At 45.1% G+C, this 24,046-nt stretch carries 23 protein-coding genes; 22 read left to right on the top strand and 1 reads right to left on the bottom strand.

Features of this window, described 5'->3' with window-relative positions; genetic code table 11:
* The first annotated feature begins 6 nt into the window (after nt 1–6).
* Complete coding sequence (secD, locus tag A6D97_RS14195) at nt 7–1,863, top strand: protein translocase subunit SecD (protein ID WP_081326292.1); 1,857 nt, start codon at nt 7–9, stop codon at nt 1,861–1,863.
* Between the two features lie 14 nt (nt 1,864–1,877).
* Entirely contained in the window at nt 1,878–2,825 is a 948-nt protein-coding gene (secF, locus tag A6D97_RS14190) for a protein translocase subunit SecF (RefSeq protein WP_017062837.1), read from the top strand.
* Nucleotides 2,826–3,118: 293 nt separating this feature from the next.
* Here the strand turns inward: secF and suhB are convergent, their stop codons facing one another.
* Entirely contained in the window at nt 3,119–3,922 is an 804-nt protein-coding gene (gene suhB / locus A6D97_RS14185) for an inositol-1-monophosphatase (protein WP_017062836.1), read from the bottom strand.
* Between the two features lie 181 nt (nt 3,923–4,103).
* Between suhB and trmJ the strand changes: the two genes are divergently transcribed.
* From trmJ to A6D97_RS14085, 20 genes are all read left to right on the top strand, one after another.
* The gene (trmJ, locus tag A6D97_RS14180) at nt 4,104–4,832 is read left to right on the top strand and encodes a tRNA (cytosine(32)/uridine(32)-2'-O)-methyltransferase TrmJ (RefSeq protein ID WP_017062835.1); all 729 of its coding nucleotides are present in this window, start codon (nt 4,104–4,106) and stop codon (nt 4,830–4,832) included.
* A 116-nt stretch (nt 4,833–4,948) separates the two neighbouring features.
* Nucleotides 4,949–5,470, top strand: coding sequence for a Fe-S cluster assembly transcriptional regulator IscR (gene iscR / locus A6D97_RS14175; protein WP_010440512.1), 522 nt, complete (start codon nt 4,949–4,951; stop codon nt 5,468–5,470).
* 27 nt (nt 5,471–5,497) lie between these two features.
* Nucleotides 5,498–6,712 carry an IscS subfamily cysteine desulfurase gene (locus A6D97_RS14170; protein WP_010440514.1) on the top strand — a complete coding sequence of 405 codons (1,215 nt, stop codon included), beginning with the start codon at nt 5,498–5,500 and terminating at the stop codon, nt 6,710–6,712.
* A 33-nt stretch (nt 6,713–6,745) separates the two neighbouring features.
* Nucleotides 6,746–7,123, top strand: coding sequence for a Fe-S cluster assembly scaffold IscU (gene iscU, locus A6D97_RS14165; protein WP_004735094.1), 378 nt, complete (start codon nt 6,746–6,748; stop codon nt 7,121–7,123).
* 98 nt (nt 7,124–7,221) lie between these two features.
* Nucleotides 7,222–7,545 carry an iron-sulfur cluster assembly protein IscA gene (gene iscA / locus A6D97_RS14160; protein ID WP_010440519.1) on the top strand — a complete coding sequence of 108 codons (324 nt, stop codon included), beginning with the start codon at nt 7,222–7,224 and terminating at the stop codon, nt 7,543–7,545.
* Between the two features lie 84 nt (nt 7,546–7,629).
* Complete coding sequence (gene hscB, locus A6D97_RS14155) at nt 7,630–8,145, top strand: co-chaperone HscB (RefSeq protein WP_010440522.1); 516 nt, start codon at nt 7,630–7,632, stop codon at nt 8,143–8,145.
* A 22-nt stretch (nt 8,146–8,167) separates the two neighbouring features.
* Nucleotides 8,168–10,018 carry a Fe-S protein assembly chaperone HscA gene (gene hscA / locus A6D97_RS14150; RefSeq protein ID WP_017062518.1) on the top strand — a complete coding sequence of 617 codons (1,851 nt, stop codon included), beginning with the start codon at nt 8,168–8,170 and terminating at the stop codon, nt 10,016–10,018.
* Between the two features lie 20 nt (nt 10,019–10,038).
* On the top strand, nt 10,039–10,377 hold the full coding sequence (fdx, locus tag A6D97_RS14145) for an ISC system 2Fe-2S type ferredoxin (RefSeq protein ID WP_010440525.1): 339 nt from the start codon (nt 10,039–10,041) through the stop codon (nt 10,375–10,377).
* Nucleotides 10,378–10,511: 134 nt separating this feature from the next.
* Entirely contained in the window at nt 10,512–10,712 is a 201-nt protein-coding gene (gene iscX, locus A6D97_RS14140) for a Fe-S cluster assembly protein IscX (RefSeq protein WP_004740335.1), read from the top strand.
* Between the two features lie 206 nt (nt 10,713–10,918).
* The gene (gene pepB / locus A6D97_RS14135; RefSeq protein WP_065584659.1) at nt 10,919–12,214 is read left to right on the top strand and encodes an aminopeptidase PepB; all 1,296 of its coding nucleotides are present in this window, start codon (nt 10,919–10,921) and stop codon (nt 12,212–12,214) included.
* A gap of 106 nt (nt 12,215–12,320) precedes the next feature.
* Nucleotides 12,321–12,755: a nucleoside-diphosphate kinase gene (gene ndk / locus A6D97_RS14130; protein ID WP_016797173.1), complete on the top strand. Its 435-nt coding sequence runs from the start codon at nt 12,321–12,323 to the stop codon at nt 12,753–12,755.
* 433 nt (nt 12,756–13,188) lie between these two features.
* Complete coding sequence (locus tag A6D97_RS14125; protein WP_017065614.1) at nt 13,189–14,331, top strand: bifunctional tRNA (adenosine(37)-C2)-methyltransferase TrmG/ribosomal RNA large subunit methyltransferase RlmN; 1,143 nt, start codon at nt 13,189–13,191, stop codon at nt 14,329–14,331.
* 440 nt (nt 14,332–14,771) lie between these two features.
* On the top strand, nt 14,772–15,728 hold the full coding sequence (gene rodZ / locus A6D97_RS14120) for a cytoskeleton protein RodZ (RefSeq protein ID WP_065584658.1): 957 nt from the start codon (nt 14,772–14,774) through the stop codon (nt 15,726–15,728).
* A 7-nt stretch (nt 15,729–15,735) separates the two neighbouring features.
* Nucleotides 15,736–16,857: a flavodoxin-dependent (E)-4-hydroxy-3-methylbut-2-enyl-diphosphate synthase gene (gene ispG / locus A6D97_RS14115; RefSeq protein ID WP_017065612.1), complete on the top strand. Its 1,122-nt coding sequence runs from the start codon at nt 15,736–15,738 to the stop codon at nt 16,855–16,857.
* A 70-nt stretch (nt 16,858–16,927) separates the two neighbouring features.
* Nucleotides 16,928–18,196, top strand: coding sequence for a histidine--tRNA ligase (hisS, locus tag A6D97_RS14110; RefSeq protein WP_017062514.1), 1,269 nt, complete (start codon nt 16,928–16,930; stop codon nt 18,194–18,196).
* Nucleotides 18,197–18,275: 79 nt separating this feature from the next.
* On the top strand, nt 18,276–18,890 hold the full coding sequence (locus A6D97_RS14105; RefSeq protein WP_017062513.1) for a YfgM family protein: 615 nt from the start codon (nt 18,276–18,278) through the stop codon (nt 18,888–18,890).
* Between the two features lie 10 nt (nt 18,891–18,900).
* On the top strand, nt 18,901–20,061 hold the full coding sequence (gene bamB / locus A6D97_RS14100) for an outer membrane protein assembly factor BamB (protein WP_017062512.1): 1,161 nt from the start codon (nt 18,901–18,903) through the stop codon (nt 20,059–20,061).
* 158 nt (nt 20,062–20,219) lie between these two features.
* Entirely contained in the window at nt 20,220–21,701 is a 1,482-nt protein-coding gene (der, locus tag A6D97_RS14095) for a ribosome biogenesis GTPase Der (protein ID WP_017062511.1), read from the top strand.
* A 131-nt stretch (nt 21,702–21,832) separates the two neighbouring features.
* Complete coding sequence (locus tag A6D97_RS14090; protein ID WP_065584657.1) at nt 21,833–22,735, top strand: metal-dependent hydrolase; 903 nt, start codon at nt 21,833–21,835, stop codon at nt 22,733–22,735.
* Nucleotides 22,736–23,024: 289 nt separating this feature from the next.
* Nucleotides 23,025–24,029: a sensor domain-containing diguanylate cyclase gene (locus A6D97_RS14085; RefSeq protein ID WP_065584656.1), complete on the top strand. Its 1,005-nt coding sequence runs from the start codon at nt 23,025–23,027 to the stop codon at nt 24,027–24,029.
* Nucleotides 24,030–24,046: the final 17 nt, after the last annotated feature.

Raw genomic sequence — 24,046 nt, 5'->3', positions numbered from 1 at the left:
CTCGCTGTGCTAAACCGTTACCCGTTATGGAAGTACCTGATGGTGGTGTTTACTATCGCCATCGCTGCGTTGTACGCACTTCCGAATATATACGGTGAAGATCCGGCAGTTCAAGTTACAGGGGCGCGCGGCGCCTCTGTAGATATGTCTACGCTGGATGCTGTCACCAATGCTCTTGAAGCTGAAAACCTTTCTACTAAATCCGTTGCTCTAGAAAACGGTTCCATTCTTGTTCGCTTTAACGATACAGACTCTCAAATCAGTGCCCGTGATGTCATCACTGAAGCATTAGATGAAGATGTAATCGTTGCTTTAAACTTAGCGGCTTCAACTCCTGATTGGCTTGAATCTATTGGTGCTGCACCAATGAAGCTTGGTCTTGACCTACGTGGTGGTGTTCACTTCTTGATGGAAGTGGATATGGACGCTGCGATGCAAAAGCTGGTTGGCCAACAAGAAGAAGCGTTCCGTAGTGAACTTCGTGAAGAGAAAATCCGTTACCGTGCAATTCGCCCGTCTGGTAAAGATGCGGTTGAAGTGATTCTACGTAACGCCGAGCAACTTGCTGAAGCTAAATCGCTACTGCAATCTAAGCACCAAGACATGACGTTTGTAGATTCTGAATCTAATGGTCGTTTTTCTTTGGTTGCTAGCTTCACAGAGACTCGTCTTCAAGAAATCCGCAACTATGCGGTAGAGCAAAACATTACCATTCTACGTAACCGTGTTAACGAACTTGGTGTTGCTGAACCTTTGGTTCAACGTCAAGGCTCTAGCCGTATCGTAGTGGAATTGCCTGGTGTTCAAGACACGGCTCGCGCTAAAGAAATTCTTGGTGCTACCGCGACGCTTGAGTTCCGTGAAGTGGATAGCAGTGCTGACTTAGCCGCTGCCGCTTCTGGTCGTGCCCCTGCGGGTAGCGAAATCAAGCAAGATCGAGATGGTCGTCCTGTGGTACTTAAGAAGCGCGTTATTCTAGGCGGCTCAAGTATTACTGATGCAAGCTCAAGTGTTGATGAATATGGTCGTCCTCAAGTTAACATCTCGCTAGACAGCGAAGGTGGTAGCAAGATGTCTGCATTCTCTCGTCAGAATATCGGTAAGCTAATGGCAACGGTATTTGCAGAGTACAAAGACAGCGGTCGTAAAACACCGGAAGGTCGAGTTATCTTGAGTAAGCACGAAGAAGTGATTAACCAAGCGACGATTCAATCTGCGCTAGGCCGTAACTTCCGTATTACTGGTATCGATTCAACGGCTGAAGCTCATAACTTGGCACTTCTACTGCGTGCTGGTGCATTGATTGCGCCTATCTCGATTGTAGAAGAACGTACCATTGGTCCATCTATGGGTCAGCAAAACATCGATATGGGTATCATGGCGATGGTTTGGGGTATGGCTGCTGTAATGCTGTTTACGCTGCTCTACTACCGTAGCTTTGGTCTGATTGCGAACGTTGCGCTAATGGCTAACTTGGTTTTGATTATCGGTGTTATGTCGATGATTCCGGGGGCTACCATGACCCTACCAGGTATTGCCGGTATCGTATTAACGGTTGGTATGGCGGTTGATGCGAACGTTCTGATCTTTGAGCGTATACGTGAAGAGCTTCGAGATGGACGCAGTCCACAACAAGCGATTCACCAAGGTTACGCGAACGCATTCAGCACAATCGCCGATGCCAACATCACCACACTACTAACAGCAATCATTCTATTTGCTGTGGGTACGGGTGCTATCAAAGGCTTCGCGGTAACGCTGTCTATCGGTATCTTGACTTCAATGTTTACAGCTATTATCGGAACACGTTGTATCGTGAACCTGATGTATGGCGGCAAACGCGTTAAAAAACTGTCGATCTAAGGCTAGGAATTAATATGTTTCAGATTCTAAAAGCAGACAAAATGATCGACTTTATGCGTTGGTCAAAGGTTGCCTTTGTTTTTTCTATCTTGATGATTGGTACTGCTATCTTCACCCTAACAACGAAATCGTTGAACTGGGGTCTAGATTTTACTGGCGGTACTCTGATTGAAGTTGGTTTTGAACAACCGGCACACCTTCCTGATATTCGTAGTGCACTAGAAGCCGAAGGCTTTGGTGATGCAACGGTACAGAACTTCGGTTCAGCTCGTGATGTGATGGTTCGTTTACGTCCACGTGATGGCGTAGCGGGCGAAACGCTTGGTAACCAAATCCTTTCTGCTATTGAGAATGGTACTGGTGAGCAAGTTGAAATGCGTCGTATCGAGTTCGTTGGTCCTAACGTGGGTGACGAATTAACAGAAGCGGGTGGCCTTGCTATTCTAGTTTCTCTTATCTGTATCTTGATCTACGTATCAGTGCGATTTGAATGGCGTTTGGCTGCGGGTGCAGTATTAGCACTGGCGCACGACGTTATCATCACTCTGGGTGTGTTCTCTCTAATGCAAATTGAGGTCGACCTTACCATCGTAGCAGCCTTGCTAACGGTCGTCGGTTACTCCCTCAACGATACCATTGTTGTATTCGACCGTATCCGTGAGAACTTCCGTAAGATGCGTAAGGGTGAAGCACCTGAAGTACTGAACAGCTCAATCACACAAACATTGAGCCGTACATTGATCACTTCTGGTACCACGTTATTCGTAGTTATCGCACTGTTCGTTCAGGGCGGCGCTATGATTCACGGCTTCGCGACTGCACTTCTACTGGGTATTACGGTTGGTACTTACTCTTCTATCTACGTTGCATCTGCACTGGCTATGAAGTTAGGTATTACGCGTGAACACCTAATGCCACCACAAGTGGACAAAGAAGGTGAAGAGTTTGACGAGATGCCTTAGGCCTTGGCTTAATAAGTTTCGCTAAACCAAAAAAACCGCTAGGCAACTAGCGGTTTTTTTACGTCTGTATTCTAGGGAAGCTCAATACAATTTAGCGTTGAAGTATGTTGAACTTCATTTCACTAAGAGACATCCTGATCGTATCTCGTATCTCGTATCTCGTATCTCGTATCTCGTATCTCGTATCTCGTATCTCGTATCGCAGATACAAAAAAGCCTCGCTATAGCTATATAGCGAGGCTTTGGAATTTTTATGCGCCCTTAAAATAGGGAGCGTTAACGTAAGGTCTGAATTACTTCAGCATACCTTCGTTAGCGTTCTCACGAACGTGCTTAAGAATAGACTTAACACCACGTGCGCTTGAAGCAACAACATTACCAGAAGTCATGTAATCAGTACCGCCAGCAAAGTCAGTCATGATAGCACCAGCTTCACGAGCGATTAGATCGCCAGCTGCTAGATCCCATGGCTTAAGGCCAAGTTCTAGGTAACCATCAACACGGCCAGCTGCTAGGTAACATAGGTCAAGAGCAGGAGAACCTGTACGACGGAAATCAGCACAGTCGATGAATAGACCAGAGATGATCTTCATGAAAGATTCAGAGTGTTGTTTTTGCTTGAATGGGAAACCAGTCGCTAGAACAGTACCTTGAAGGTCTTTTAGTTGAGTAACACGCATACGAGCGTTGTTAAGTTGAGCGCCAGCGCCACGTTGAGCTGTGAATAGCTCGTTTAGCATTGGGTCATAAACACAAGCAACTTCTGTACGACCGTTCATGCGAACAGCGATAGATACAGAGAAGTGAGGGAAACCTTTTACAAAGTTGTTGGTGCCATCCAGTGGGTCAACGATCCATTGTACATCAGAGTCTTTACCTTCAGTCAGGCCTTTCTCTTCAGAAATAATGCTGTGCTCTGGGTAAGATGCTTTGATTGTCTCAATGATCATGTACTCAGCTTCTTGAGCAATGTTAGTAACGTAATCGTTGTTACCTTTTAGAGACGATTCGATCTTATCAGTTGTTTCTAGAGATTTAGCAATATGGTTGCCAGCTTTACGCGCAGCGCGTATCGCAATGTTTAGCATTGGATGCATATGGTTTTTCCCACAAGATGTTAAAGAACAATTTAAAGCGGCGGCGAGTATACCAAAGTTTTACCAAAAGGGAAGTGGTTATTTTTTGAACTCTTGGTTTCACATTACGCGAAGGGTCTGACCATTTTACTTTGCTATGTGTTAATATCTCGCGATTATTTTTAAAGTGGTGTCATATAGCATGTTAGACAATGTAAAAGTCGTTCTGGTTGGTACGTCTCATTCGGGAAATATCGGATCAGCAGCTCGCGCAATGAAAGTGATGGGTTTGAGTCAATTAGTTCTTGTAGACCCTCAATGTGAAGTTGACGAGCAGACCTTAGCACTGGCTGCGGGTGCAGGTGACATCGCAGAAAACGCGACCATCGTTTCTACATTAGACGAAGCCGTAAAAGACTGTGGTTTGGTGGTTGGTTCGAGTGCACGTTCACGTACGCTTGAATGGCCAATGCTTGAGCCTCGTGAGTGTGGACAAAAGTTTGCGATTGAAGGTCAAAAGCACCCAGTCGCATTAGTGTTCGGCCGTGAACGTACTGGCTTGACTAACGATGAGCTTCAGAAGTGCCACTTCCATGTATGTATCCCAGCTAACCCTGAATACAGCTCGCTAAACCTAGCAATGGCAGTGCAGACTCTGAGCTACGAAGTGCGTGTAGCTCACCTTGATATGGTCGCTAGCCAATATCAGCCACAGCAACAAGATGAGTACCCTCGTCACGAAGAACTAGAAATGTTCTATGAGCACCTTGAAAAAGTGATCATTGATACCCAATTTATCTCTAAGGATAAGCCAGGTCAGGTGATGAATAAACTACGTCGTCTGTTCAGTCGAGCTCGTCCAGAGTTGCAAGAGATCAACACTCTACGCGGCATTTTGACTTCAATTGAGAAGAGCAAAAACGACAAATAAAACCCTCACAAACCCTAAGGGTGAATACCTGACTAAAATAGTCAACTAAATACTTGACCAATTTAGTCGGGTATGGGAAGATTCCAACCACATAAACAATGTGGATTCGGTGTGATATGAAACTTACATCTAAAGGAAGATATGCGGTAACAGCTATGCTAGATGTAGCACTGCATTCGCAAAAAAGCCCAGTTCCTCTGGCTGATATTTCAGAGCGACAGGGCATCTCATTATCTTACTTAGAACAGCTATTTTCTAAGTTACGTAAAGCTGGCTTAGTTGCTAGTGTTCGTGGTCCTGGCGGTGGTTACCGTTTAGGTGCTGAAGCGAGCGACATCGCTGTCGGAACTGTAATTGCTGCAGTAGACGAATCAGTTGATGCAACTAAGTGTCACGGTCGAGCAGATTGCCAAGGTGGTAGTCGTTGTTTAACTCACACTCTTTGGCGTGATTTAAGCTCCCGAATCAGCAGCTTCTTAAATGACATTACGCTCGGTGAGCTAATGAAAGATAACGAAGTTTTAGAGATTTCTGATCGTCAAGATATCGATCTTGCGGTTAATAATGGTTTTGCACATAAAAATACGAGCACTACAACGATTAGTGCAGCACCTCACGGTGTTAATGCCCGCTCTTAGCGGTCAGTTTTTACATTGGAGTAGAAAATGAAACTGCCTATTTACTTTGACTATTCAGCTACATGCCCAGTCGATCCACGTGTTGCTGAAAAAATGGTTCAGTGCATGACGATGGACGGTAACTTCGGTAACCCTGCATCTCGTTCACACCGTTACGGCTGGCAGGCAGAAGAATCAGTAGATAATGCTCGTGAGCAAATTGCCGATCTACTAAATGCAGACCCACGTGAGATTGTTTTCACGTCAGGTGCTACAGAGTCAGACAACCTTGCTATCAAAGGTGCAGCGCACTTTTACGAGAAGAAAGGTAAGCACGTAATCACGTGTAAAACAGAACATAAAGCGGTTCTTGATCCATGTCGCCAACTAGAGCGTGAAGGTTTTGAGGTGACTTACCTTGAGCCTGAAGCAAACGGCATCATTGATTTAGACAAGCTACAAGCAGCAATGCGTGAAGATACGGTTCTTGTTTCTATCATGCACGTAAACAACGAGATTGGTGTAATCCAAGATATCTCTGCAATCGGCGAATTATGTCGTTCACGCAAGATCATCTTCCACGTTGATGCGGCTCAGTCTGCGGGTAAAATCCCACTAGATGTAAAAGAGATGAAAGTTGACCTTATCTCTCTTTCTGCACACAAAGCATACGGCCCTAAAGGCATTGGTGCTTTGTACGTTCGTCGTAAGCCACGTATTCGTCTTGAAGCACAGATGCACGGTGGAGGTCACGAACGTGGTTTCCGTTCTGGTACGCTTGCTACTCACCAAATCGTGGGTATGGGTGAAGCTTTTGCTGTCGCTAAACAAGACATGCAGAAAGATTATGACCACGCACTAGCACTTCGCGAGCGTCTATTGAAAGGGGTTCAAGATCTAGAAGCAGTAACGGTAAATGGCGACTTAGATCAACGTGTACCACATAACCTAAACGTGAGCTTTGCTTTCGTTGAAGGTGAATCTCTGCTTATGTCTTTAAAAGACTTAGCGGTATCATCAGGTTCTGCATGTACATCAGCGAGTCTTGAGCCTTCATACGTTTTACGCGCTCTTGGCTTAAACGATGAACTGGCACACAGCTCAGTACGTTTTTCATTCGGCCGTTTCACTACGGAAGAAGAAATCGACTACGCGATTGCACAAATTCGTGTAGCGGTAAACAAATTACGCGACATGTCTCCTCTATGGGATATGTATAAAGAAGGGATTGATTTGAACACTGTTGAGTGGGCTCATCACTAATCTCACGGAAATAGAGGATTCGAGGTAACTATCATGGCATATAGCGAAAAAGTAATTGATCACTACGAAAACCCACGTAACGTAGGTTCGTTTGATAAAGAAGATCCAAGTGTAGGTAGCGGCATGGTTGGCGCACCAGCTTGTGGTGACGTAATGAAACTGCAAATCAAAGTATCTGCAGAAGGTATTATTGAAGACGCAAAATTCAAGACTTACGGTTGCGGTAGCGCAATCGCTTCTAGCTCACTAGTCACTGAGTGGGTTAAAGGTAAAAGTATTGATGAAGCAGCTGCTATTAAAAACTCTGAAATCGCAGAAGAGCTAGAGTTGCCACCAGTGAAAGTTCACTGTTCAATTCTTGCTGAAGATGCAATCAAAGCAGCGGTTGCGGATTACAAAAAGAAGCACTAATCGTTTCTACAACGTAATCACTTCAAAAAAGTAATATTTGGGAGCACCCTTTGTGCTCCCCATGAGTTCTCAATTTATATAAAACACAAGGTTGTAGTATGGCCATCACCATGACAGATACGGCAGCAAGCCGAGTTCAAGCTTTCCTAGATAACCGAGGTAAAGGTATCGGGTTGCGCTTAGCGGTAAAAACTACTGGCTGTTCGGGTATGGCGTATGTACTGGAATTCGTTGACGAGCTCAACGAAGAAGACGAAGTGTTCGAGCATTCAGGTGTTAAGGTCATCATTGATCCAAAGAGCCTAGTTTACCTAGACGGTACTGAGCTTGATTACGTAAAAGAAGGCCTAAACGAAGGTTTTGAATTCAACAACCCTAACGCGAAAGGCGAATGTGGTTGTGGTGAGAGCTTCAATGTATAAACGCCTCAATCGTTGAGCGTTTATAATGAGCGAAGAATAAAATTAGGCTCTAAGTAAAGAGCCTAAACTTAGGACCACCGTTACATGAATCATTTCGAATTATTTGGGCTACCACTTCAGTTTCAACTGGATGGTAGCCTTCTTTCTTCTCAGTTTAGAGATCTGCAACGCCAATTCCATCCTGATAAATTTGCCACGGCTTCTGAGCGAGATCGCTTGCTGGCTGTGCAAAAAGCTGCGCAAATCAATGATGCGTACCAGGTGTTGAAAAATCCAGTCAGCCGCGCTGAATACCTGTTAGTTCAACATGGTGAGGATATTCGTGGTGAGCAGCAGACTATGCAAGATCCTATGTTCCTGATGGAGCAAATGGAATTGCGTGAAGAGCTGGAAGATATCGCCGACAGTTCTGATCCTGAAGATGCTTTGTTTGCATTTGAAGGAAAGGTTAGCAAAATGTATAAACAACAATTAAGCGCTATCCAACAAGAACTCGACAGCGAAGCTTGGTTAGAAGCTGCAGACCGAGTAAGAAAGCTTAAGTTTATTGCAAAATTAAAGAATGAAATCGAGTTAGTTGAAGATCGTTTGATCGGCTAGTTCGTATAACAAGGACACATCCATGGCACTACTTCAGATTGCAGAACCAGGGCAAAGCGCCGCTCCTCACCAGCACAAGCTTGCAGTGGGTATTGATTTAGGTACAACAAACTCATTGGTTGCGTCAGTGCGCAGTGGTGAGGCAAGCACGCTTGTTGATCAACAAGGTCGCAGTATTCTCCCTTCCGTTGTTCACTATCAGTCAGAGTCGTACACCACTGGTGATGAAGCGCGTGTAAATGCACAAACTGATCCTAAAAATACCATTATCTCAGTTAAGCGATTAATCGGTCGTTCACTGTCAGATATTCAACAGCGATACCCATCTCTGCCATATCAGTTTGAAGAAAGTGATAATGGCCTGCCTGTGATTAACACAGCGCAAGGAAATAAGAACCCAATTCAAGTATCTGCAGATATTCTTCGTGCACTCGGTCAACGTGCTGAGTCGACGTTAGGTGGTGAATTGGCTGGTGCCGTGATTACCGTCCCTGCGTACTTTGATGATGCACAACGTGCAGGTACCAAAGACGCAGCGCAACTTGCTGGTCTTCATGTGTTACGTCTTCTTAATGAACCCACTGCAGCTGCGATTGCTTATGGCTTGGATTCAGGTAAAGAAGGGGTAATCGCTGTTTATGACTTAGGCGGTGGTACGTTTGATATCTCTATCCTACGCCTGTCTAAAGGTGTCTTCGAAGTTTTAGCAACCGGTGGTGACTCTGCATTAGGCGGCGATGACTTTGACCATTTAATTGCGGATCATTTCCAAGAGCAAATGGGCTTGTTAGAGCTGACAGCAGAACAGAACCGTATTCTTCTAGACGCAGCAACAGAAGCGAAGATTGGCTTATCTGAAGCTGAAAGCGTTAATGTTGAAGCACTAGGTTGGTCTGGCTCTTTAACTCGTGAAGAGTTCGAAGAGATCATCAAGCCACTAGTTAAGAAAACGCTGCTTTCGTGCCGCCGAGCACTGAAAGATGCGGAAGTTGACGCGGATGAAGTACTAGAAGTCGTGATGGTAGGTGGTTCAACTCGTACCTTACTTGTTCGTGAAATGGTCGGTGGCTTCTTTGGTCGTACTCCATTAACCAGTATTAACCCTGATGAAGTGGTTGCGATTGGCGCATCGATTCAAGCGGATATCTTAGTTGGCAACAAGCCTGACTCTGAGATGCTGCTATTGGATGTTATCCCTCTGTCACTGGGTATCGAAACCATGGGTGGCTTAGTCGAAAAGATCATCCCTCGTAATACCACGATCCCAGTTGCTCGTGCACAAGAGTTTACCACGTTCAAAGACGGTCAAACTGCAATGACAGTACACACCGTGCAAGGCGAGCGTGAGATGGTTGATGACTGTCGTTCACTGGCTCGATTTGCTCTGAAAGGCATCCCGCCGATGACTGCAGGTGCTGCTCATATTCGTGTTACTTACCAAGTGGATGCTGATGGCCTGCTATCGGTTACCGCAATGGAGAAGAGCACTGGCGTTCAAGCTGAAATCCAAGTTAAGCCTTCTTACGGTCTAAGCGACAACGAAGTGGCTAGCATGCTGAAAGATTCGATGACGTTTGCAAAAGAAGACATGCAAGCGCGTGCTCTTGCTGAGCAACGCGTAGAAGCGGATCGCGTTATCGAAGGCCTTATCGCTGCAATGCAAGCCGACGGTGACGAGCTACTTGATGAGCAAGGCAAACAACAACTTGTTCAAGCGATTGAAGCACTGATTGAAGTGCGTAATGGCGACAACGCTGATGCTATTGAACTAGAAATTAAGAATACCGACAAAGCGAGCCAAGACTTTGCTTCTCGTCGTATGGATAAATCAATTCGTGCTGCACTGTCAGGTCAGTCAGTCGATAATATTTAATAGTTAGAGAATAGATAAACATGCCAAAGATTATTGTTTTACCTCACGAAGATCTATGTCCAGAAGGCGCTGTTTTAGAAGCAAAAACTGGTGAGACGGTTCTTGATGTTGCATTGAAGGCCGGTATTGGTATTGAACACGCATGTGAAAAATCGTGTGCATGTACAACATGTCACGTCGTGATTCGTGAAGGCTTCGATTCTTTAGAAGAGAGTGATGATCTAGAAGACGACATGCTAGATAAAGCATGGGGCTTAGAGATGGAATCTCGCTTGGGTTGCCAAGCTAAAGTGGCTGATACGGATCTTGTTGTAGAGATTCCAAAGTACACGTTGAACCTGGCTTCTGAAGACCATTAAGAACCTGTTCTCAGTCATGGCTAATACAGCGATGACTGAGAGAGTTATTGCTTAGACAAACATACTAAGAAAACTGGCCTAGAATATAGATCATAAAGGTGACAGAGCGTCGCTGATAAATATAAGGAAGTGTTATGAGCTTGAAGTGGATTGATTCGCGAGATATCGCAATTGAGCTATGTGATTTGTACCCTGATACTGATCCTAAAACGGTACGTTTTACCGATCTGCATCAATGGGTGCTAGACCTTGAAGAGTTCGACGACGAGCCTAACCACTCGAATGAAAAAATCTTAGAGGCTATTATTTTGTGCTGGATGGATGAGATGGATTAATCCTCTTATCTGATGATTTGGTCGCGGGTTGGCATCAGTCCAATATAAAACGCAGCCAAGTTAACAATTCTTACTAAAAAAAGCGGACCTTATGGTCCGTTTTTTTATCAAAATGACATTTTCCTCCTACATAATGCTAACATCAGTGAGCTAATAAAAAATAATCAGAATCACACTCTCGAAGTGGTTCATGACAAGGAGAAATCATGTCTACACAGATGCCAGTATTTTTAAGTCAAGAAGCTGCCCAGCCTCAGTGGGGAGCAAGAGCTATTTTATCGTTCTCAGAAGCGGGAGCGACAATTCACATTGGTGAAGGCCACGATCTAGGCGCAGTTCAACGTGCGGGTCGTACGCTTGACGGACAAGGTATCGCATTCGTTTCACTTCGTGGTGAAGGTTGGGATCTAGAAAGCGTTTGGGCTTTCTACCAAGGCTACCGTGGACCAAAGAAAAAGAATGCATTGGAATGGGATGCACTTTCAGAAGCCGATCAAACTGAGCTTGAAGCTCGTATTCGCGCAACTGACTGGACGCGTGACATTATCAATAAAACCGCTGAAGAAGTGGCACCTCGTCAACTTGCGACAATGGCTGCAGAATACATCAAGTCAGTGGCACCAGCGGGCACTGTTAAAGCGAAGATTGTTAAAGACAAGGATCTACTAACCGAAGGTTGGGAAGGCATCTACGCGGTCGGCCGTGGCTCTGAGCGTACATCAGCAATGCTGCAACTGGACTTCAACCCAACAGGCGATGAAAACGCACCTGTATTTGCTTGTTTAGTCGGTAAAGGTATTACGTTCGATTCGGGCGGTTACAGTATCAAGCCAGGCCAATTCATGACAGCGATGAAAGCTGACATGGGTGGCGCAGCAACGATTACTGGTGGTTTAGGTCTTGCGATTGAACGCGGTCTTAACAAGCGCATCAAGCTTATTCTATGTTGCGCAGAGAACATGATCTCTGGTCGCGCATTGAAGCTTGGCGATATCATTACCTACAAAAACGGTAAAACAGTTGAGATCATGAACACTGATGCGGAAGGTCGCTTAGTGCTAGCTGATGGCCTGATGTACGCAAGTGCACAAAGCCCTGAGCTGATCATCGACTGTGCAACGCTAACAGGCGCGGCTAAAAACGCATTAGGTAACGACTACCACGCACTATTAAGCTTCGATGATGAGTTGTCTCACCAAGCGCTAACAGCGGCAAACCAAGAGAAAGAAGGCTTATGGCCACTGCCTCTTGCTGATTTCCACCGTGGTATGTTGCCTTCAAACTTTGCTGATCTTTCAAACATCAGCACAGGCGATTACACACCGGGTGCAAGTACAGCAGCGGCATTCCTTTCTTACTTTGTAGATGATTACAAAAAAGGTTGGATTCATATGGATTGCGCGGGTACTTACCGTAAGTCAGCAAGTGACAAGTGGGCGGCAGGCGCAACGGGTATGGGCGTTCGCACACTGGCTCGTCTTCTTATCGACCAAGCAAAATAATAATAAGGGTGAGCGGTATTTTGTGCCGCTCATTCATAAAGCTCAGATCGAAAGATCTCAGTAATTTCAGTATTTAATAACAAAAAAATGAAGTGAAGGAATCCCTATGGCTCTAGAAAGAACGTTCTCAATTGTTAAGCCGGATGCAGTTAAGCGTAACCTTGTTGGTGAAATCTACCACCGTATCGAAAAAGCAGGCCTAGAAATTATTGCTGCTAAAATGGTTCGTCTTACTGAAGAGCAAGCGAGTGGCTTCTACGCTGAACATGAAGGCAAAGAGTTCTTCCCAGCTCTTAAAGAGTTTATGACTTCTGGTCCTATCATGGTTCAAGTGCTTGAAGGCGAAAACGCTATCGCTCGTTACCGTGAACTTATGGGTAAAACAAACCCAGAAGAAGCGGCATGCGGTACTATCCGTGCTGACTACGCAATCAGCATGCGTTACAACTCAGTTCACGGCAGCGACAGCCCTGAGTCTGCAGCTCGCGAAATCGAATTCTTCTTCCCAGAATCTGAAATTTGCCCACGCCCAGCTCAATAATCGGCACAGCAAATGATTCTAAAGGCTTCACTTCGGTGAGGCCTTTTTTGTAAGTGGATTTTACGTTAGAGATAGTTTACCTAGTCGTCATTCCCGATAGTGACTAAGGACCGCAGTCGGGAATCTCTGTTGAAGTTAGAGATTCCTGATATCTCGTCCCTCGATTCTGGAATGACGAGGTTTTAGGAACTGGTGACTATGAATGGAAAGTGACTGAGTAAGTTTTTACGTCATTCCCGATAGCGACGCAGGAGCGTAGTTGGGAATCTTATTCTTATTTCCAGAATTGTAAGTAATGAAAGGTAGCTGTTCAAACTTTAATCACTTAAGTTTGAATGTCTTAGTAAACACAGGGTTTTACAGCCCTTGTTGAACATGCGTAAAGCCTGTACAATTCGCGCCCTTAATTATTGTTCCGTCATTGAGAGGCATCATGACCACAGCTAAAGTCAATCTACTCGATTTTGATCGTAAAGGTCTTCGTAAATTTTTCACAGAAGAACTGAATGAGAAAGCGTTTCGAGCAGAGCAAGTGATGAAGTGGATTTATCACTTCGGTGTCGATGACTTCGAACAAATGAATAACATCAACAAAAAGTTACGTGAGAAACTTCAACGTCGCTGTGAGATTGTTGCACCTGTTGTTTCTGAAGCTCAACACTCTTCAGATGGCACAATTAAATGGGCGATGAGCGTTGGCGACCAAGACGTTGAAACGGTATACATCCCAGATGGTGACCGTGCGACGCTATGTGTATCTTCACAGGTTGGTTGTGCACTTGAATGTAAGTTCTGTTCTACAGCTCAACAAGGCTTCAACCGTAACCTAAAAGTTTCAGAGATTGTTGGCCAAATCTGGCGTGCATCTCGCGAAATCGGCCTAGAAAAAGAAACCGGTCGTCGTCCAATTACTAACGTTGTAATGATGGGTATGGGCGAGCCTCTATTGAACATGAAGAACCTAATGCCATCATTAGAAATCATGCTTGATGATCTAGGTTTCGCACTGTCTAAGCGTCGTGTAACCGTATCAACTTCTGGTGTTGTTTCTGGCCTTGACCAAATGACAGACAACATCGATGTCGCATTGGCTATTTCTCTACATGCGCCAAACGATGCACTACGTAGCCAAATCATGCCGATCAACGACCGTTGGGATATCCAAGACTTCCTAGCATCTGTTCGTCGTTACATTGCATCTTCAAATGCTAACCGCGGTAAAGTAACGGTTGAGTACGTGTTATTGGATCATGTGAATGATGATATGGATCACGCACGTGAACTTGCTGAGCTAATGAAAGAGACGCCTTGTAAGATCAACTTGATTCCATTCAACCCTTACCCGGGGTCGCCTTATAAGAAGCCAAGCAACTCTCGTATTGATCGCTTCCAAAAAACGCTGATGGAATACAACTACACAGTAACCGTTCGTAAGACTCGTGGTGATGATATTGATGCCGCGTGTGGTCAGTTAGTCGGTGATGTGATTGATAGAACCAAGCGTACTAAAATGCTTAAAGTAGCCTCTGAAGCGAACTTGATTGCCGGTGGTGTGATTGAAGTAAAAGCGGTATAAAACGCGATTAGAACCTAAACAAGCCAGAAGTCTTACTTCTGGCTTGTTGCTTTTCTGGGGTACAGTTTTTGATTTTTTGGACTTCTTGCCCACGCTTTCTTACATTTTTCGTCAAATTTTGGACAAAACCATGAGCTGACGGTAAATTTTGTTTAAAGTGTTTTTGCCTTGTAATGGCATTAGCTTATGATTAACTAATCTTAAATTAATTTAAGTGCTCGCTTGCTACTGATCATCAATATGTCTATTTAGGTTGGCTACTTGATAAACTAGCTTCCTGAGAAGGTCATCCATAACAAATGAATGATGTTCGCATTTAAGGGTTGATGATTTAGATAGCAGGAAAAATTCCACATAACGTGGGTTGTTAGATTGAGCTTAAACGACAATAAGAAAACGCTCTCCTCAACCTGCGATAATACTTTAGAAGTTCACTCTCTATGAACACAGAACAAGATACACAAACGCAAGAAACCGTAGCTCCAGCTTTGGAAGCGGGAACGCTGCTTAAGAACAAACGAGAATCTCTTGGTTTAACGCAAAAGCAGATTTCTGATCGCTTGAAACTTCGCGTTACGCTGATCCAACAAATTGAAGAAAACCAATTCGAGTCAGATCAAGTGGCGACGTTTATGCGTGGCTATATTCGTTCATACGCGAAATACGTCAATCTTGACGAAAAAGTCGTATTGAGTGCGCTGCATCATGCCGGTGATGCTCAGCATCAAGAGCAAGAAATGTTGAGCTTTTCTCGTAAGACCAAAACCGAGAAGCACAACAGCCGTATTATGATCCTGACTTGGAGTATTTTTGCGGTCATTGCGGGGATCTCCTCACTTTGGTGGTGGCAGAACCAACAACAAGACACCCTATCTCAATCTTTAGCGAATACTGAAAGCTCAGAAGAGCTAGCGGTAGAAGAATCACTTGCCCCTGAATTCACCTCTTTAGAAGTGATTGAAGCTGAACAAAACGAAGCGGGTGCTTCTGTTGTTGAAGGTACTGAAGGCCTTGCTGCAATAAGCGATGCGGAAGATACTTCAGGTGCTGTTACTCCAGCTGACGAAACTCCTGCACAGCAAGCAACAGAGACTGAACCAACTGCTGAAGTTACTGCTAATGCAGAAGCGGTTGAAGCAAGCACGGCTCCTGAAGCTGTGGCTAACGAGCTAGTCATGCAGTTCTCTGCTGATTGTTGGATCCAAGTGAAAGATGCTTCGGGCAAAACATTATCTACTGGCATTAAAAAAGCAGGCCAGACATTAAATCTTTCTGGAACTGCACCATATAAAGTGATTCTGGGTGCGCCTGAAGGCGTATCGATGACATTTGCAAGTGAACCTGTCGACCTTTCTGGGTATACTTCAGGCAAAGTAGCTAGAATAACCTTACCTTAGAGTTAATATGCAACACGAATCTCCTATTATTCGTCGCAAATCAACCCGTATTTATGTGGGTGATGTGCCGATCGGTGATGGTGCACCAATTGCTGTGCAATCCATGACCAACACAAGAACAACAGATGTAGCCGCGACCGTTGCTCAAATTAGAGCTCTGGAAAAAGTTGGCGCTGATATCGTTCGCGTATCTGTACCGACTATGGATGCAGCTGAAGCCTTTAAGCAAATCAAGCAGCAGGTCTCTGTTCCTTTGGTTGCTGATATTCACTTCGACTACCGTATCGCACTTAAAGTGGCGGAATACGGCGTTGACTGTCTGCGTATCAACCCAGGTAACATCGGTAACGAAAGCCGTATCCGCTCAGTTGTTGATTGTGCACGTGATATGAATATTCCGATTCGTATTGGTGTTAACGGCGGTTCTCTTGAGAAAGAGATCCAAGAGAAATACACAGAACCTACAGCAGAAGCGCTTGTTGAATCAGCAATGCGTCATGTAGATATCCTAGACCGTCTGAACTTTGATCAATTCAAAGTCAGCGTGAAGGCTTCTGATGTATTCCTTGCTGTCGGTTCTTACCGTTTGCTGGCTAAGCAGATTGATCAACCTCTCCACCTTGGTATTACCGAAGCGGGTGGTGCGCGTGCAGGCTCTGTGAAGTCAGCGGTAGGTTTAGGTATGCTTCTTTCTGAAGGTATCGGCGATACGCTGCGTATATCGCTAGCGGCTGATCCGGTTGAAGAGATCAAAGTTGGCTTTGATATTCTTAAATCTTTGCGCATTCGTTCGCGTGGCATCAACTTCATTGCGTGTCCGAGCTGTTCTCGTCAAGAGTTCGATGTTATTAACACCGTTAATGCCCTTGAAGAGCGCCTAGAAGACGTGATCACTCCAATGGACGTATCTATCATCGGTTGTGTGGTTAACGGCCCTGGTGAAGCTGAAGTGTCTCACTTAGGTTTAGCTGGTAGTGCACGTAAGAGTGCCTTCTACGAAGATGGTAAGCGTCAGAAAGAGCGCTTCGACAACGATGACCTTGTCGACAAACTTGAAGCTAAGATTCGTGCAAAAGCGTCAGTGCTTGATAAAGCAAATCGCATTGATGTAGAAAACTTAGAAGATTAATACAACGCGATGGGGTGTGATTGTCTATTCGCACTAACACCTGGTCGTGAGAAATTACGGAATAAATACTGTGGCTAAAAATATTCAAGCAATTCGAGGCATGAACGACTGCCTTCCAACTCAATCACCACTGTGGCAGAAAGTAGAAAGCGCAGTTAAAAACGTGGTGAGTGCATACGGTTACAACGAAGTACGTATGCCTATCGTTGAAGAAACAAACCTATTTAGCCGTGCAGTTGGTGAAGAGACAGACGTTGTTTCTAAAGAGATGTACACCTTTGACGACCGCAATGGCGATAGCCTAACGCTGCGTCCAGAAGGCACAGCAGGTTGTGTTCGTTCATGTATTCAAAACAGCCTTATCAACCGTGATGAACAGCGCCTATGGTACATGGGCCCTATGTTCCGTCACGAGCGTCCTCAAAAAGGTCGTTACCGTCAATTCCACCAATGTGGTGTTGAAGTGTTTGGCCTAGACGGTCCAGACGTTGACGCAGAACTTATCATGATGACAGCACGTCTATGGCGTGAGCTAGGCATCGACAAGCACGTTCGCCTAGAGCTGAACTCAATCGGTTCTCAAGAAGATCGCGTTAGCTACCGCACTGCGTTAGTGGCTTTCCTTGAGCAACACATTGATGTGCTTGACGAAGACTGCAAACGTCGCATGCACACTAACCCTCTACGTGTACTTGATACTAAGAACCCTGATGTTCAAGCTATCTTAGGTGACGCACCTCGACTATCTGAATATCTAGGTGAAGAATCGAAGCAACATTTTGCTGGTTTGTGTGAACTTCTTGACGCTGTTGGTATCGAATACCAAGTTAATGAGCGTCTAGTACGTGGCCTAGATTACTACAACCGCACTGTATTTGAGTGGATCACAGACAGCCTTGGTGCTCAAGGTACAGTATGTGGCGGCGGTCGTTACGATGGTCTTGTTGAGCAACTAGGCGGCAAAGCAACCAATGCAGTTGGCTTCGCAATGGGTCTAGAGCGTCTGGTTCTGATGATGGAAACGCTAGAGCTAACAGAAGTTCGTCGTAGCGTTGATGTATACGTAGTTGCTGCTGGCGAAGGTACTATGATCGCGGGCATGCAGTTAGCGAATCAATTACGCGACACCGTTGAAGGCGTGCGTGTAATGAACCACTTCGGTGGTGGTAACTTCAAGAAGCAATTCAAACGTGCTGACAAAGTAGGTGCTGTTGTGGCGCTGGTACTTGGTGAGAACGAAGTTGCTGACAATACAGTTGTGCTAAAAGATCTGGTTGGCGGCGAGCAAGAAACCGTGTCTCAAACGGAAGTTGCAGAGAAAGTTGCTGCGCTAATCTAATTAGCCATTGAGCAAACGCTCATAATGAATACTAACGTCAGCACTATGCTGGCGTTTAAAGAATTAAAGAGGACAGGAAGTGGAACTTTACGATAGCGAAGAGCAACAAGTTGAAGCCATTAAAGATTGGTGGAAAGAGAACGGTAAAGCCGTAATCTTTGGTGCGGTTATTGGTTTAGGTGGTCTATTTGGCTGGCGCTATTACCAAGATTCAGTAGTTGAAGCGCGTGAAGCAGCTTCAGAAAGCTACACCTCTGTAATTTCAGCTCTTGATGTTAAGGGTGTTGATGCTCAATCTGATATTCAAGCTTTCATCGACGCAAACAAAGATGCTGAGTACTCAGTACTTGCTGCTATGCAACTAGCAAAAGTACAAGTACAAGCAGGCGATCTAGCGGCGGCACTTGAACAGCTCGAGTGGGCAAAATCGGCAACTAAGGACGCGGCACTTGCGCCACTACTTACTTACCGTGTTGCACGTATTAAAGCTGAGCAAGGTGAATTTGACGCAGCACTGACTGATCTTGCTGCTATGACAGACGAATCTTGGAAAGGCCGTGTTGCTGAACTGCGTGGTGATATCTCACTTCGTAAAGGCGACACAGACGCAGCATACAGTGCTTACACAGAAGCACAGCAAGCTGTTGACGCTAGCCAAACGCTTCAAATCAAACTTGACGACCTAGCTAAATAAGGCGCTTTGAATGAAGAAGATGTTTCCAAAGGCGGCGTTGTGTGCGATTGCTCTTGGCCTACTAGCTGGCTGTGCGGGTGAAGAAGACACCGTAATCATGGCTCCAGTCCCAACGGTAAACAGCGAGTTCACTCCTAGTCAGGAATGGTCTACGTCGGTTGGTGATGGTGTTGGTCACTACTTTTCAAAACTAACGCCAGAATTGGCTTACGACAAAGTGTTTGTTGCAAGCCGTGAAGGTATGGTTAAAGCGCTTGATCCTGATACAGGTAAAGCGCTGTGGAAAGTCGATCTTGAGAAAGACGTATTGGCTCGTTTATCGGGTGGCTTAACGGCGGCTTACGGTAAAGTTTTTGTTGGTTCTGAAAATGGCGAAGTGATCGCACTGGAAGAATCGACCGGTGAAGAGCTGTGGCGTGTATCAGTAAATGGCGAGGTGCTTGCATCCCCAGCAACTGATAGCAACATGGTCATTGTTCATACCAGTCGCGGTATGTTGATCGCGTTAGATCAAGCAAGCGGCGAACAAAAATGGACCATCAGTACGGAAGTACCAAGCCTAACACTTCGTGGCGATAGCTCGCCTGTTGCGGTTTCTGGTGGTGTATTCTGGGGTACAGCAAATGGTCGTCTAGCTGCGGCTATCGTTGACCGTGGTCAGCTTATTTGGCAACAGCCAGTAGGCACACCAAAAGGTGCAACGGAAATTGATCGTTTGGTTGATGTTGATGCATCTCCAATTGTTCTTGGTGGCACCCTGTATACCGTAGGTATCAATGGTCAGCTGATTGCTATCGACCTTCGTTCTGGTAAGCCAATTTGGAAACGTAACTACTCATCAGCGATTGATTTAGCAAGTGATGGTAGCCGTTTGTTCGTTGTTACCGACAAAGACCATGTGGTTGCGGTTGATGCGCGTAGTGGTACTGAACTGTGGAGCACTCCATTGTTAGAAAACCGCTTACTGACAGCACCTGCTATTATTAATGGTTATGTAGTCGTGGGTGATACTGAAGGTTATCTGCACTGGTTGGATCGTTCATCGGGTGAGTTTGTTGCTCAACAGCTTGTCGATGATAGCGGCTTTGCGGTTGCACCAATTGAACTGCCTGAAGGCTACTTAGTGACGACTCGCAATGGCGATGTAAAGAAACTAACGATTAGCCAATAAAAGCGTGATATAATTCACAGTCGGCTCCTGGTTGGTAACAGCCAGGAGCCGTTTTGTTGTTAAAAATTAATAAACCGTGTGGTTATAGGTAAGAGTTTAAACTTGCGAACAAGTGCTTACCTATAACTACATTTAGAGAAGAAATTGTAGAGGTTGTTATGGTACCTGTTGTTGCTCTAGTAGGGCGTCCGAACGTAGGTAAATCTACGTTATTTAACCGATTGACTCGAACTCGTGATGCATTGGTTGCGGATTTCCCTGGCTTAACGCGTGACCGTAAATACGGTCATGCTCATTTTAGCGAGCATGACTTTATTGTTATTGACACTGGCGGTATCGACGGTACTGAAGAAGGTGTTGAAACTAAAATGGCTGAACAGTCGCTAGCGGCGATTGATGAAGCTGATGTCGTTCTATTTATGGTAGATGGCCGTGCGGGTCTAACACCTTCAGACGTGGCGATTGCTAAGCACCTACGTCAACTAGAAAAGCCTTCAATGCTAGTAGTAAACAAGGTTGATGGTATCGACCCTGATGCTGCAAGTGCTGACTTCTGGCAACTAGGTGTAGAAGACATGTACCAAATCGCTGCGGCGCATGGTCGTGGTGTTACTGCACTTATTGACCTTGCTCTTAACCCATTCGCAGAAGCGCTAAAAGCTGAGAATGGCGAAGTAAGCGACTTAACTGAGTTTGAAGACGAAGAAGAAGAGCAGGTTGAATTTACAGAAGAAGAAGCTGAAGCAGAATTCAAGCGTCTTCAAGATCAACCGATCAAACTAGCGATCATTGGCCGTCCTAACGTAGGTAAATCAACGCTAACGAACCGTATTCTTGGTGAAGAGCGTGTGGTTGTTTACGATATGCCAGGTACGACTCGTGACTCTATCTACATCCCAATGCAGCGTGACGAGCGTGAATACGTTCTAATCGATACTGCGGGTGTTCGTCGTCGTAAAAACATCAACGAAACGGTAGAGAAGTTCTCAGTGGTTAAAACACTGAAAGCGATTGAAGATGCTAACGTTGTATTGCTGCTTATCGATGCTCGCGAAAACATCTCTGATCAAGATCTAAGCTTGCTAGGCTTTGCGTTGAACGCTGGTCGTTCAATTGTTATTGCCGTAAACAAGTGGGATGGCCTAGATAACGACGTTAAAGAACGCGTTAAGAAAGAGCTAGACCGTCGCTTAGGCTTCGTTGATTTCGCACGTATTCACTTTATCTCTGCACTTCACGGTACAGGTGTTGGTCACTTGTTTGAGTCTGTACAAGAAGCTTACAAATCAGCGACTACTCGTGTTGGTACTTCTGTGCTAACTCGTATCATGAAGATGGCGACTGATGATCACCAACCGCCTATGGTTCGTGGCCGTCGTGTGAAACTGAAATACGCGCACGCTGGTGGCTACAACCCACCGATTATCGTTATCCACGGCAACCAAGTTCGTAACTTGCCAGATTCATACAAACGATTCTTGATGAACTACTACCGTCGTTCACTAGAAATCATGGGTACACCTATTCGCATTCAATTCCAGAACAGCGAGAACCCATTTGAAGCTAAGACTAACAAGCTGACAATTTCTCAAGAACGTAAACGTAAACGTATGATGAGCATGGTTAAAGGTCGTAAGTAAACCTTTCCAATAGATTTGATACCCGAGCCTGTCTCGGGTATTTTTTTAAGCAAAATTCACGTTAAGCCATAACAATACGTTTTTATCATCATGGCTCAACGAATCAGACTAGATTCCAGAAGAAGAACGATATGACTACTAGCGATTTGACTACACCTGTGTCAGCAATCACACCAACCATCACTCAATTTTGTCATCAGGCTTGGCAGCTCAATGCTAAAGCGCAGTACGTTGAAAGCGATGACAGCAAAACTTACCTGATCACCGACGTGACACCCTTCCACCCAGTGAGTCACATTTGGCCAGATCACCCTGCAGACCAAGGCTTTGTGAGTGTTGGTGACGTGCTATATCCAGTTGAAGACTGCCTTGTTGGTGCTATAGAACAATCTACTGGCAAGCTTCATATCGCAGCAGATATCCCTGTTAAGCGTGATACGGAAGGGTGGGCGTTTGTTGTTGTCCACCAGCTACCTACATCTGCTTCTATGATTAAGGTTAACGACGAAGTCGTGTTGTCGGTTGATAAAGAGTACCAAGCCAGTTTGAGCCGTGGTCACAGTGCTGGCCACATCGCTTTCCTAGCCTTGAATAAAGTATTGGCTGAGAGCTACTGGCGTAAAGATGCGGACAGAAAAGATCCGCTTGGCAGTTACGACTTCAATAGTTATGCACAAGTGACGAGCTTTGTGACTCCAGAGCTGTGTACCGATAAGTATCGCTTAGGCAAAACCCTGAAGAAGCGCGGTTTGAACGTTGCAGACATGCTAGCAAATCTTGATGACATCGAAGCTGATATCAACCAAATGCTTGCGGGCTGGCTTGCAGAGCCGACGCCAGTTGCGATGAGACTAGAAGGCGAGGCGTTAACAGACTCTCGTTACTGGGAGTGGCAGTTGGATGCCGACACTTTAGTGTCTATTCCGTGTGGTGGTACTCACATTGAGAACACCTCAGAACTTGGTGCGCTGTCCGTTAAGCTGACCCAGCTAGATGGCCAAAACATTGAAATGCTGACGTATGTAATTCGATGATTTAGACTACAGATCGAAATGGCTTGTGCTGTTTATTTTATTTTTACATGTCACTTTTGATATAAATGACTATTTGAAATTGAAATGCAGCATATGTAACTTATGCTTTCGGTGTGTGGTGATATAAATATTCTTTTTGGGGTAGATCGCTGATCAAAATAGATAAAGCGAAAGATCAACCTATGATCTTCGATTGTGTGTCGTACTAATTTAGTGTGTTATTATTAACCAATAACAAGCTTGCATAAGAACAAGCTGTACCCGATTACATAATTGAAAGCCTTAGTGAATGGAACAACAATTTTTATTAGAAGGTCATCGAGCCGTCAATAGTTTGCTGCGGAAGCTTGCGCTTGGGATGGATCGCAAAGATTTAAATCACAAGATTATTCAGCTTACCGAGCAGCTTTTTGGGCAGCGCATGGCTTCAATTCTACTGCTCAACTCAGAGTCTAAAACGTTACACCTTGAATATGCCCCAAACCTGCCTGATTTTTACAATCAACAGATTGAAGGGGTAGGAATTGGTGCGGGGATAGGCTCTTGTGGCGAGGCAGCTGCGCTTAAGAAAGCTGTTATGGTCTCTGATATTAATACTCACTCAAATTGGGCGCCTTTCTTAACCTTGACCAATCAAGCCAACTTACACGCTTGTTGGTCGGTGCCCATCATCTCTTCGCATGGCCACGTGCTAGGTACATTTGCGATTTACAGCCGATGCATTTCAGAACCTCATGAATTTGAACTCGAGATCTTGGAGCTGCTTGCTTCTTTGTATTCAGTAGCGCTAGAGAAATACGAGCTAGAGAATCAACTCAACTTTTTTGCCAGTCATGATTCGCTGACGCATTGCTTGAACCGCCGAGCATTGTTAAGTGAAGCTAAGAAGGTTTTAGTTAAACGATGTTTTGCGGACAAAGTGATGGCCTGCCTGTTTGTTGATGTTGATAAATTCAAGTCAATCAACGATACGTATGGCCATAGCTTTGGCGATGATGTTCTGTTAGCCGTTGCAAAAGTTCTCGATGAAGCGACTACGGCATGTGCCAAGGTAGGTCGTTACGGCGGTGACGAGTTTGTAGTGTTTTCTTGCTTTGATACCGAACAAAAAGTGTCAGACTTTTATCACAGCTTAGAAAAAGCGTTGGATAAAGCTCTCTATATTAATGGCGTTCAGTTTTCAGTCAGTGTTGGGATTGCTTGTGAAAAGTCGCCTAAAGGGCTCGATCAGTTGATTGCGTCAGCTGACAAAAGCATGTATCAAATCAAGCAAGCCAAGGCGAAGAAAGAGTAGATTGCTTATTAGTACTG

The sequence above is a fragment of the Vibrio sp. ZF57 genome (assembly GCF_001691235.1).
Classification (GTDB): domain Bacteria; phylum Pseudomonadota; class Gammaproteobacteria; order Enterobacterales; family Vibrionaceae; genus Vibrio; species Vibrio crassostreae_C.
Note: the sequence above shows the minus strand (reverse complement) of the source record. Positions and strands in the feature narration are given on the sequence as shown.

Coding starts and splice junctions, on each gene's coding strand:
- secF (WP_017062837.1), top strand. CDS start 1,878: ATGTTTCAGATTCTAAAAGCAGACAAAATGATCGACTTTATGCGTTGG.
- suhB (WP_017062836.1), bottom strand. CDS start 3,922: ATGCATCCAATGCTAAACATTGCGATACGCGCTGCGCGTAAAGCTGGC.
- trmJ (WP_017062835.1), top strand. CDS start 4,104: ATGTTAGACAATGTAAAAGTCGTTCTGGTTGGTACGTCTCATTCGGGA.
- iscR (WP_010440512.1), top strand. CDS start 4,949: ATGAAACTTACATCTAAAGGAAGATATGCGGTAACAGCTATGCTAGAT.
- A6D97_RS14170 (WP_010440514.1), top strand. CDS start 5,498: ATGAAACTGCCTATTTACTTTGACTATTCAGCTACATGCCCAGTCGAT.
- iscU (WP_004735094.1), top strand. CDS start 6,746: ATGGCATATAGCGAAAAAGTAATTGATCACTACGAAAACCCACGTAAC.
- iscA (WP_010440519.1), top strand. CDS start 7,222: ATGGCCATCACCATGACAGATACGGCAGCAAGCCGAGTTCAAGCTTTC.
- hscB (WP_010440522.1), top strand. CDS start 7,630: ATGAATCATTTCGAATTATTTGGGCTACCACTTCAGTTTCAACTGGAT.
- hscA (WP_017062518.1), top strand. CDS start 8,168: ATGGCACTACTTCAGATTGCAGAACCAGGGCAAAGCGCCGCTCCTCAC.
- fdx (WP_010440525.1), top strand. CDS start 10,039: ATGCCAAAGATTATTGTTTTACCTCACGAAGATCTATGTCCAGAAGGC.
- iscX (WP_004740335.1), top strand. CDS start 10,512: ATGAGCTTGAAGTGGATTGATTCGCGAGATATCGCAATTGAGCTATGT.
- pepB (WP_065584659.1), top strand. CDS start 10,919: ATGTCTACACAGATGCCAGTATTTTTAAGTCAAGAAGCTGCCCAGCCT.
- ndk (WP_016797173.1), top strand. CDS start 12,321: ATGGCTCTAGAAAGAACGTTCTCAATTGTTAAGCCGGATGCAGTTAAG.
- A6D97_RS14125 (WP_017065614.1), top strand. CDS start 13,189: ATGACCACAGCTAAAGTCAATCTACTCGATTTTGATCGTAAAGGTCTT.
- rodZ (WP_065584658.1), top strand. CDS start 14,772: ATGAACACAGAACAAGATACACAAACGCAAGAAACCGTAGCTCCAGCT.
- ispG (WP_017065612.1), top strand. CDS start 15,736: ATGCAACACGAATCTCCTATTATTCGTCGCAAATCAACCCGTATTTAT.
- bamB (WP_017062512.1), top strand. CDS start 18,901: ATGAAGAAGATGTTTCCAAAGGCGGCGTTGTGTGCGATTGCTCTTGGC.
- der (WP_017062511.1), top strand. CDS start 20,220: ATGGTACCTGTTGTTGCTCTAGTAGGGCGTCCGAACGTAGGTAAATCT.
- A6D97_RS14090 (WP_065584657.1), top strand. CDS start 21,833: ATGACTACTAGCGATTTGACTACACCTGTGTCAGCAATCACACCAACC.
- A6D97_RS14085 (WP_065584656.1), top strand. CDS start 23,025: ATGGAACAACAATTTTTATTAGAAGGTCATCGAGCCGTCAATAGTTTG.